Annotated in this window: 9 protein-coding genes and 1 pseudogene; 1 reads left to right on the plus strand and 9 read right to left on the minus strand. The window is 72.8% G+C overall.

Annotation, left to right across the window (positions count from 1 at the left end; genetic code table 11):
* From ACFW2E_RS31310 to ACFW2E_RS31350, 9 genes and pseudogenes are all read right to left on the minus strand, one after another.
* Nucleotides 1-202 (minus strand): annotated as a pseudogene (locus ACFW2E_RS31310) (alpha/beta hydrolase); the annotation flags it as partial.
* A 320-nt stretch (nt 203-522) separates the two neighbouring features.
* Nucleotides 523-1,707: a kynureninase gene (gene kynU / locus ACFW2E_RS31315; RefSeq protein WP_384470511.1), complete on the minus strand. Its 1,185-nt coding sequence runs from the start codon at nt 1,705-1,707 to the stop codon at nt 523-525.
* A complete protein-coding gene (locus tag ACFW2E_RS31320) occupies nt 1,700-2,548 on the minus strand; it encodes a tryptophan 2,3-dioxygenase family protein (RefSeq protein ID WP_384470513.1) in 849 nt (282 codons plus the stop codon). Before ACFW2E_RS31320 ends, kynU begins: the two co-directional genes overlap by 8 nt.
* Nucleotides 2,549-2,701: 153 nt before the next feature.
* Nucleotides 2,702-3,115 (minus strand): DUF3151 domain-containing protein, encoded by a 414-nt coding sequence (locus tag ACFW2E_RS31325; protein ID WP_384470516.1) that lies wholly within the window; start codon nt 3,113-3,115, stop codon nt 2,702-2,704.
* Nucleotides 3,112-4,593, minus strand: a complete 1,482-nt coding sequence (locus ACFW2E_RS31330; protein WP_384470518.1) for an MFS transporter — start codon at nt 4,591-4,593, stop codon at nt 3,112-3,114. Before ACFW2E_RS31330 ends, ACFW2E_RS31325 begins: the two co-directional genes overlap by 4 nt.
* A 69-nt stretch (nt 4,594-4,662) precedes the next feature.
* Complete coding sequence (gene fbaA, locus ACFW2E_RS31335) at nt 4,663-5,685, minus strand: class II fructose-bisphosphate aldolase (RefSeq protein ID WP_384470520.1); 1,023 nt, start codon at nt 5,683-5,685, stop codon at nt 4,663-4,665.
* Nucleotides 5,686-5,868: 183 nt separating this feature from the next.
* On the minus strand, nt 5,869-6,417 hold the full coding sequence (gene pyrE / locus ACFW2E_RS31340; protein ID WP_351360569.1) for an orotate phosphoribosyltransferase: 549 nt from the start codon (nt 6,415-6,417) through the stop codon (nt 5,869-5,871).
* Between the two features lie 10 nt (nt 6,418-6,427).
* On the minus strand, nt 6,428-7,216 hold the full coding sequence (locus ACFW2E_RS31345) for an aldose 1-epimerase (protein ID WP_384470523.1): 789 nt from the start codon (nt 7,214-7,216) through the stop codon (nt 6,428-6,430).
* Nucleotides 7,217-7,272: 56 nt separating this feature from the next.
* A complete protein-coding gene (locus ACFW2E_RS31350; protein WP_384470526.1) occupies nt 7,273-8,112 on the minus strand; it encodes an SRPBCC domain-containing protein in 840 nt (279 codons plus the stop codon).
* Nucleotides 8,113-8,448: 336 nt separating this feature from the next.
* Here ACFW2E_RS31350 and ACFW2E_RS31355 point away from each other — a divergent pair, with 336 nt between their 5' ends.
* A complete protein-coding gene (locus ACFW2E_RS31355; protein WP_384470528.1) occupies nt 8,449-10,056 on the plus strand; it encodes an HAD-IIIC family phosphatase in 1,608 nt (535 codons plus the stop codon).
* Nucleotides 10,057-10,172 lie beyond the last annotated feature (116 nt).

Consider the following 10,172-nt stretch of genomic DNA (forward strand, 5'->3'; position numbering starts at 1 on the left):
CCCCGGCCCCCGCGCGCCGCCCCCCGCCGGGGGGGGCGCGGGGGGGGGGTGCCGACGCCGCGGCGCCGCGCGGGTGGTAGAAGTCGATCACCTGGTCGGGGTGGTCGCCGTACGCGGCTGTGGCGTCGGGGTCGACGGGCGGGTGCGAGAAGGCCGACTCCTCTTCGGCGGCGGCGCGGGCTGCGGCGGCGTCGTCCGGCATGCTCCAACCTCTCAGCGACGATGGGGGTACCTCCCAGGCTCTCGGCACTGGGGGAGGGTTTGGCGGACCAGGTGGGAATCGGCCGTTGGCGGGGACGGTATCAGGCCGGTGACGTGCGGGGACACGGGGATGTCACGCTCGGTGAGGTTAAACGGTTCTCTACCCCGGAAGGCACAGCCGCGCGTCACCCGCGTGTGGGATCCGGGCGGCGGTTTCAGCCACAGCGCGAGGGCGAGCCGGGCGGCGGATTCCGCACCTGTCCGGGCGCCGTTTCCGGCACCCGGACCCGGCCGGGCCGGGCACTCCCCCGGGCCCCGTGCCTAGCCGAGGACCTCCCCGAGCACCCGGGCCGCCCGCTCCACGTCCGCGAACCCGACGTACAGCGGCGTGAAGCCGAAGCGGAGGACGTCGGGGTGCCGGAAGTCCCCGACCACCCCGCGCTCGATCAGCCGTTTCATCACGTCACCGGCGTCCGGGCAGCGCAGCGCGACCTGGCTGCCCCGTTCGCCGTGGGCCGCCGGGGTCAGCGACTCGACGGCACCCTCCGGGACGTACGCCGTCACGCACTCCAGGAAGAAGTCCGTCAGGGCGAGGGACTTGGCGCGCACCGCCTGTACCGGGACGCCCTCCCAGACCTCCAGCGCGGCCTCCAGGGCGAGCATGGACAGGATGTCCGGCGTGCCGACGCGGCCGCGCGGGGCACCCGGCGCCGGTTCGTAGTCCGGGCGCATGCCGAAGGGTTCGGCGTGGGAGTTCCAGCCGGGGAGCGGGGAGTCGAAGCGGTCCTGCAAACCGTGGCGCACATAGATGTACGCCGGTGAACCCGGGCCGCCGTTCAGGTACTTGTAGGTGCAGCCGACGGCCAGGTCCACCCCGTGCTCGTCCAGTCCCACCGGCAGCGCGCCCGCGCTGTGGCAAAGGTCCCAGACCGCGAGCGCTCCCGCCGCGTGCACGGCGGCCGTGAGCGCGGGCAGGTCGTGCAGCCGGCCGGTGCGGTAGTCGACGTGGTTGAGGAGCACGGCCGCCGTACGCCCGCTCAGCACTCCCGGCACCTCCGCCGGGGTGACGGGACGCAGTGCGCGGCCGGTCAGCCGGGCGGCCGACTCGGCTATGTAGCCGTCCGTGGGGAACGTCGTCGCGTCGACCACGATCTCGTCCCGGCCCGGACCCGCCATGCGTACGGCCGCCACCAGCGCCTTGAAGACGTTCACGCTCGTGGAGTCGCCGACGACGATCTGTCCCGGCGCCGCCCCGACCAGCGGGGCGATGCGGTCACCGATCCGCTCCGGCGCGGTCCACCAGCCGCTCTCGTCCCAGGAGCGGATGCGCAGTTCGCCCCACTGGCGGCGGACGACGTCCTCGACCCGCCCGGGGACGTTCGCGGGCAGCGCGCCCAGGGAGTTGCCGTCCAGGTACACCACGTCGTCGAGGACGAACCTGTCGCGCAGGGCGGCGAGTTCGTCGGCGGCGTCCAGCTTCTCGGCGCGAAGGGTGAGGTCAGACATGGGACCTCGCCGTCCACAGCTCGGGGAACACGTTCTTCTGCGCGCGCTTCTCCAGCCAGGCCACGCCTGCCGAACCGCCCGTGCCGGGCTTCGCGCCCATCGCGCGGCGGGTGGCGACCAGGTGGTCGTTGCGCCACCGCCACACCAGCTCGCCCACGTCGGTCAGCGCCTCGCCCAGGCGGGCGAGTTCGGCGTCCTGGTCGCCGGAGTAGACGGCGGTCCAGGCCGCCTCGACGGCCTCCGAGGGCTCGTAGCGGCGCGCCACGTCACGCTGCAGGACGGACTCGGGGACCGCGTGGCCGCGGCGGGCGAGGAGGCGTACCACCTCGTCGTACAGGCTCGGTTCGTGCAGCGCCTTCTCCAGCTCCGCGTGGACGCGCGGCGCGCCCCGGTGCGGGACGAGCATCGACGCGGACTTCTCGCCGAGCAGGAACTCCATGCGGCGGTACATCGCCGACTGGAAGCCGGAGCCCTCGCCGAGCGCGGAACGGTAGGAGTTGAACTGGGCGGGGGTGAGCTGGCCGAGCGGCTTCCAGGAGGCGTTCAGCGCCTCCAGCTCCCGTACGGACCGCTTGAGCGCGTCGATCGCCACCGGCACCCGGTCCTCGCGCAGGGCGCGCGCCGCGGTCTCCCACTCGTGGACGACGACCGTGAACCACAGCTCCATGACCTGGGTCGTCACCAGGAAGACCATCTCTCCCGGGTCGTCGGAGAGGGTGTGCTGGAGGTGGGTGAGCACGTCCGCCTTGACGTAGTCCTCGTAGGGCGTGGTGCCCGCGAAGTCGAGATGCGGGGTCTCGGGCTCCTGAGTCTCCGGGGACTGATGAGCCTGTTGGGACATCGCTGTCTCCTGTTTGTTGCTACGGGTAGCGGTCCGCCCCTGCCGATGCCGGCACGGGGGCCCCGGTCCCCAGGCGGAATCCTCCGCAATCCCATGGGATACGGCAAGGCCCGTCCGCTGCCAGACGGGCCACACCGGCACCTCCCGCGAGGGTCAGCCCAGGGTCTGGGCCGCCGTCGGCGAGGAGTCCTTCAGGAACTGCGTGCAGCGCTCGTACTCCTCCTGCTCGCCGATGGTTCCGGCGGCGCGGGCGAGGGCGTGCAGCGCGCGCAGGAAGCCGCGGTTCGGCTCGTGCTCCCAGGGGACGGGGCCGTGGCCCTTCCAGCCGTTGCGGCGCAGCGCGTCCAGACCGCGGTGGTAGCCCGTACGGGCGTAGGCGTACGACTCGACGACCGAGCCCCGCTCGAACGCGTCGTCGGCCAGCTGGGCCCAGGCGAGCGAGGAGGTCGGGTACTTGGCGGCGACGTCCGCGGGGGCCGTGCCCTGGGCGAGCAGTTCGCGGGGCTCCGGGTCGTCGGGCAGATGGGTGGGAGGCGGGCCGCCCAGGAGGTTCTCGTGAATCGTCATGTCTTCAGTCTGTCACCGGGGCGTGCGCCCGTCCCGCGGCCCTCCAGCGGCGGGAAGGTCACACAGCCGTGGGTCCGGCACTCGGGACGGCGGCAGTCCGGGGCCGGGCGGCGGACCAGGGCGAAGGCCAGGACGGAGCCGGCGACCAGCACCCCCGCGCAGATCGGCATCGCCCGGTCGAACGCCGCGTCGAAGGCGGCCGCGGAGCGGTACGCCTCCGGGCCCATGCCCGCCAGCAGCGGGAGCGCGGCGACGGCGATCAGGCCCGCCGCGCGGGCCGCCGCGTTGTTGACACCGCTGGCCAGGCCCGCCCGGGAGGTCTCGACGGAGGCCAGGACGGTGGCGGTCAGCGGGGCGACCAGGGTGACCATGCCGGCGCCCATCACGAGCACGGCGGGCAGGACGTCCGCCGGATAGCTCGCGTCCGGGCCCACCCGCAGCATCAGCAGCATCGCCACGGCGCACAGCAGGGGCCCGACGGTCAGCGGCAGCCGGGGGCCGGTACGGTCGGCCAGCGCGCCGGAGCGGGCCGAGAACAGCAGCATCAGGGCCGTCGTGGGGAGCAGGGCCGTACCGGCCTGCAGGGCCGAGTAGCCCGCCACCACCTGCAGCTGGAGCGCGGTGAGGAAGAAGAAGCCGCCGAAGGCCGCGTACACGCACAGCGTGACCAGGTTGACCGCGGTGAACTGGCGCGAGGCGAAGATGTCCGGCGGGAGCATCGGATCCGGGCGGTGCCGCTCGACCTGGACGAAGCCGACGGCCGCGGCCACACCCGCCACCGCGCTCAGCACGACACCCGGGGAGCCGCCGGGGGCCTCGATCAGCGCGTACGTCGTCAGGGCCAGCGCCAGCGCGCCGAGCACCGCGCCGAGCACGTCGAAGCGGCCCCGGGCACCGTCGCCGGCGGACTCGGGGACATGGCGCAGGGCGACGGGAACGCACAGCAGGGCCAGCGGCACGTTGAGCAGGAACACCCAGCGCCAGCCCGGGCCGTCCACCAGCCAGCCGCCCAGGAACGGGCCCACGGCCGCCCCGATCCCGCCGAAGCCGGACCAGAGGCCTACGGCGCGGCTCCGGTCGTCCGGGTGGAAGGAGGCCTGGATGAGGGCGAGGGAGCCGGGGGTGAGGAGGGCGCCGCCGACGCCCTGGAGGGCACGTGCGGAGATGAGGATTCCGGGGTTCGGGGCCAGGCCGCACAGCAGGGACGCGCCCGCGAACCACACGACCCCGAGGACGAAGATCTTCCGGCGGCCGTAACGGTCCCCGAGCGAACCGCCCAGCAGGATCAGCCCGGCCAGCGTGACCATGTACGCGTTGACGGTCCACTGCAGGGCGGCGAGGCTCGCGCCGAGGTCACGGCCGATGGTGGGCAGTGCCACGTTGACGACGGTCGAGTCCAGCATGGCCATGCTGGAGCCGAGGATCGTGGTGAGCAGGATGTACTTGCCCTGGGGCGAGGCGAGCCTGACTTCGGGCATGCTCCCAGGTATACAGCGAGCCCGGCGCCCTGTGCAGGCGCCGGGCTCACCGGGAGCCACCGCGACGGGTTACTTGATCTTGTTGCCCGCCGAGCGCAGGTTCTGCGTGGCCTCGACGACACGGGCGGCCATGGACGCCTCGGCCAGCTTGCCCCAGGTGCGCGGGTCGTAGGTCTTCTTGTCGCCGACCTCGCCGTCGACCTTCAGGACGCCGTCGTAGTTCCTGAACATGTGGTCGGCGACCGGACGGGTGAAGGCGTACTGGGTGTCGGTGTCGAGGTTCATCTTCACGACGCCGTTCTCCAGCGCGGTCAGGATCTCCTGCTCGGTGGAGCCGGAGCCGCCGTGGAAGACGAAGTCGAAGGGGGACTGCTTGCCGAACTTGGCGGCGACGCCGTCGCTGAGCTCCTTCAGCAGCTCGGGACGGAGCACCACGTTGCCCGGCTTGTACACGCCGTGCACGTTGCCGAAGGAGGCGGCCAGCAGGTAGCGGCCCTTCTCGCCCAGGCCCAGCGCCTCGGCGGTGCGGATCGCGTCCTCGACCGTGGTGTACAGGGAGTCGTTGATCTCGTGGGAGACGCCGTCCTCCTCGCCACCGGTGGGGGTGATCTCCACCTCGAGGATGATGTTCGCGCGGCGGGCCTGCTCCAGCAGCTCCTGCGCGATGGCCAGGTTGTCGGCCAGGGTCTCGGCGGAGCCGTCCCACATGTGCGACTGGAACAGCGGGTTCTGGCCGGCCTTGACGCGCTCCTCGGAGATCATGAGCAACGGACGTACGTACCCGTCGAGCTTGTCCTTCGGGCAGTGGTCCGTGTGCAGCGCGATGTTGACCGGGTACTTCTCGGCGACGATGTGCGCGAACTCGGCGAGGGCGACCGAGCCGGTCACCATGTCCTTGCTGTACTGGCCGCCCAGGAACTCGGCGCCACCCGTGGAGATCTGGACGATGCCGTCGCTCTCCGCCTCAGCGAAACCGCGCAGCGCAGCGTGCAGGGTCTGGGACGAGGTGACGTTGATGGCCGGGTAGGCGAACTTGCCTGCCTTCGCCCGGTCGAGCATCTCGTTGTAGACCTCGGGGGTTGCGATGGGCATCTGTCCGCTCCTTGAGTGTGCGGGTTGAAGATCTGCGTACTACGGCCCTGACCTAGACCTTGGATGTGACGTCATCGTCGTCCCCATCTTTCCAGACAAGAGCCGATGCTCGATGCCCCTGGTCAAAGAGTGGTCACGCCCTGGTCAAGGCCGTGGGTCAACCCCGTGCGTCAATGCCGCGGCTCAGTCGAGGCCCAGGTCGTCCTTCGAGAAGGCGAACCGGTAGGGAACGCCGGTGCCTTCCTGGATCTTCTCGGCGGCGCCGGTCGCCCGGTCGACGATGGTCGCGACGGCGACGACCTCGGCACCCGCCTCGCGCACGGCCTCCACCGCGGTGAGCGGCGAGCCGCCGGTGGTGGAGGTGTCCTCGACGACCAGCACCCGGCGGCCCTTGATCTCCGGACCCTCGACGCGGCGCTGGAGCCCGTGCGCCTTCGCCGCCTTCCGTACGACGAAGGCGTCCAGCCTGCGCCCCCGCGCGGCGGCGGCGTGCAGCATCGCGGCGGCGACCGGGTCGGCGCCCATGGTCAGCCCGCCCACCGCGTCGAACTCCAGGTCGGCGGTCAGGTCCAGGAGCACCTCGCCGACCAGCGGCGCGGCCTCGCCGTCGAGGGTGATGCGGCGCAGGTCGACGTAGTAGTCGGCCTCCAGACCCGACGACAGGGTCACCTTGCCGTGCACCACGGCCTTGTCCTTGATCTGCTGCAGCAGCGCGCCACGTACGTCCGTCATGCCGACCAGCTTAGATGCGGCGCCAGCTCCAGGTGGTCGTGGCCTCCAGCGGCTCCAGCGGTGTGACCAGGCGCGGCTGGGTGTTCAGTCCGTTCGGCGGTCCCGTCTGGGGCTCGACGCACACGGCCGCCTCCTGCTCGTCGTAGACGACGACCCACTCCTCACGGCTGGCCACCTTCAGCTCCAGCTGGCCCGGCCAGGTGAGGGTGACGTCGACGCCGCCGGGCATGCCGAAGCAGTCGTCCCAGGGGCCGGGCTTCGGATCGATGCGGTTGCCGGTGGGCAGATGGTCGTCGCCGCGCTCCTCCTGCCAGGCGGGGCCGAAGGCGAGCTGCGCGTCCTCTCCCCCGAGGTTCCGGTTGAACCACGGGTGCCAGCCGATCTGCGCCGGGAAGGACGAGTCGTACGTCTCCACGGACATGGTGAGCGTCAGCGTGTCCTCGGTCAGCCCGACGAGCTGGGTGACGCGGCCGGGGTAGGGCCAGGGGTCGACCAGGTCGTACGTGACGACCGCCTCGTCGGCTGTGGCGCGTGCGGTGTGCCAGGCGCCGTCGCGGGCGGTGCCGTGGATGGCGTGCGGCGGGGAGTTGAGCGGCATCTGGTGGACGGTGGCGCCGTTCAGGAAGCGGCCGTTCCTGATGCGGCCGCACCAGGGGACCATCGGGAAGCAGCCGAAGCGGTCGCCCTGCCGGAGCAGTTCGACGCCGCCGACCCGCAGGCCTCCGATACGGCCGCCGTTGCCGGGCTGCACCGTCACTTCCGCGTCGCCCGCGGTCAGCGTGATGTCTTTGTTACTCACGGGACGACCCTACTGGGGGGATCAAGGGCGCGGCCGACGCGTCGTCAGACGGGCGGTCAGCGGCGTCTGCGCAGCGCCCGGCCCACCACGATCGCCGAGGCCAGGATCAGGGCCGCGGCGGGTGCCGCCCAGCGCAGGGTGGTGTGCGCGGCGACGGTCTGGGGGGCCGGTACGGGGGCGTAACGGCCGCGCGGCGGGGCATGGTCCACCTCCTCCGCGCTGCGGCCGATCATCGTCCGCCGCGCGTGCGCCGCCTCGGCGGGTGGTTCGGCCGCCTCGGTGAAGTCGTCCGAAGGGCCCTCGCGCATGTCGCTGATGCCGTCGCTGATGTCGTCGTCCAGGGACTGGATTTCGTCGTCCATGGAGGAGTCCAGGGAGGGCGGCGGGACCTCGGTGTCGAAGACGGAGGTGCGCGCCTCGGGCTCCGTCTCCGCCTCCGCCTTCGTCTCCGGCTCGGGCACCGCCTCGTGCTCCTCCGCGGCCGTGCCGAGCGCCTCCACGAATCGGTTCAGCAGGCGTGTCGTCGCCGAGGCCACCGCCTCCGCAGGCAGTTCCGCGACGCGTCCGTCCGCGGAGGCCGTGCCGTCGACGGTGACGGTGGTGCCGCCGTCCGTGTCCCGCAGGCGGAGGGTGAGGGCGAGTTTGACGGAGCCGGTGCCGCGGGCCTCGGTGGCATCACCCTCGACGGCGTACGTCCCGTCCTCCCTGGGGGTGACACGGACCGATCCGCGGTAGGTGACGGAGTGGCTGCCGACGCGCACCTTCAGCCGTCCCGTGACGGGCTCGGCGCCGGCGTCCTGCTGGAGCCCGGGAACCGCCCGGGCGACCCGCGCGGGGTCGGCGAGCGCCTCCCTCAGCCGCTCGGCCGGGACCGGGACGAAGACCTCGTGCTCCATGTCGGCGAAGCCTACCCAGGAGGGGGCGGTACGTACCCTCCCGTGCGCTGATGAGTCACCCGGTGTTGGAGCGGGCGTCCACCGGGGGCTGCCTCCCCCGGGCCCCCTTCGGCCTGAACAGCCTCGCCCTCAAGCGCCGGACGGGCTGATTCCGTCGGCCGGAGCCATGGGGGCGCCGGTCGCTCAGTACCGCGGGTGCACCAGTGTCGACGGCGGCAGGTCGCCGATGCGTGTGCGGGAGGCGGACCTGGCGTCCTTCGCCAGCGATTCCGGGTCCAGCGTGCGCGGCCGGGGACCCCGGGGGGGCGCGGCGGGCTCCCGGGGGCCCCCGCCGCGGTGGAAGCGCCCGCCGGGACACGGCGGTCCTCCCTCGCCCTCGCCGCCACCTTCGCCCTCGGCAACCTCCCGCTGATGTGCGAGGCGGCACTGAGCCAGGACGCGGAGGACGGCGTGACCGTCGCGGAGGCGCCGTACCACCAGGTCCTGGCGAGCCTGCGGGACCCGTCCGGAGTCTTCGCCGACCAGGCCACGGCGGTGGGCGCCGTGCTGCTTCGGGCCACGGACCTGGAACGGTTCGGCCCGGTGGACGACACGCTCCTCGCGGAGCTGCGCGCCGCCTTCCCGGCCGCGCTGAAGGCGCTGTCCGAACGGACCCGCAAGCCGCTCGTCGTCGGCTTCCTGCCGGCCTCACGCGCGCAGGACCGGTTCGTGCGGTGGGAGCGCGGGATCGCCGCCGAACTGGCCGAACTGCCCGGCATCGCGGTCCTCGGCCCCGACGACTGGACACGGGACCACCACGTCGACGAGCGCTTCGACGAGCGGACCGAACGGCTTGCCCACCTGCCCTTCACCCCGCGGTTCCAGGCGGCCGTGGCCCTCAGCCTCGCCGAGGTCGTACGCGCCGTACGGCGTCCGGCGCCCAAGGTGATCGCCGTGGACGGCGACGAGACCCTGTGGGGCGGCGTGGCCGGGGAGGCAGGCCCGCAGGCGGTGGACGTCACCGGGCCCCGCGCCCTGCTCGCGCGCAGGCTGCTGCAGTGGCGGGCCGCGGGCGCCTTGCTGGCGCTGGTCAGCAACAACGACGAGGCCACCGTCCGGGCCGTCCTGGACCGCCCCGACAGCCTGCTCAAGGCCGAGCACTTCAGCGTGCTGTCCGCCGCCTGGGGCCCCAAGCCGACGCGGCTCGCGGAGGCGGCGCGCACCCTCGACCTCGGTCTGGACAGCTTCCTGTTCCTCGACGACAACCCGGCCGAGATCGCGAAGATGCGGTCGGCGCTGCCGCAGGTCCTGTCGGTGACCTGCCCCCCGGCGGCCGAACTGGACGGCTTCCTGGGCCGGTTGTGGCCGCTGGTCCCCGCGGCCGCGACCGCCGAGGACACGCTGCGGGTGCGGTTCTACGAACAGGAACGGGAGCGGGACGCGGTCCGCGGACAGGCCGGGTTCGAGGAGTTCCTGGACCAGCTGGAGCTGGAGGTCGACATCCGCGCCCTGGGCGAGGACGACGTCCGGCGTGCCGAGCAACTCGTCCGTCGCACCAACCAGTTCACCCTGCGTGCCCGCTCGTCCGACGGCGCCGACCTCGCCCGGTGGCGGGAGCGCGGCGAGGTGTGGACGGCTGCGGCCCGGGACCGGTTCGGGGACTACGGGCAGATCGCCCTGCTCGCCCTGCACGCCGAGGGCGGCCGACTCGACGTAGTGGCCTGGACGATGAGCTGCCGCGCGCTCGGCCGGGGCGTCGAGGAACGGCTGTTGCGGTGGCTGGCCGACCGCGCCGACGAGCTGGGCTGCGCCAAGGTCCGGCTGTCGGCGGAACGCACCCCGCGCAACGTACCCGCCCGGCGGCTGCTCGCCGCGCTCGGCGGCGGCGACCAGGACGACGAGCGGCTGGACGTCGTGGTCGCGCCGGACCATCTGCGGACGTTCCGGTCGTGGGAGCAGCAGTGACGGACCCATTCGGCGAGGGACAGCAGTGAGCGACAGCAGTGAGCGACAGGACAGTGCACAACGTGAAGGGCTCTCATGCGTGATCTGAACGACGACTCCGGCCGTCGTGCCACCGC

The organism is Streptomyces sp. NPDC058964 (assembly GCF_042741275.1).
Classification (GTDB): Bacteria; Actinomycetota; Actinomycetes; order Streptomycetales; family Streptomycetaceae; genus Streptomyces.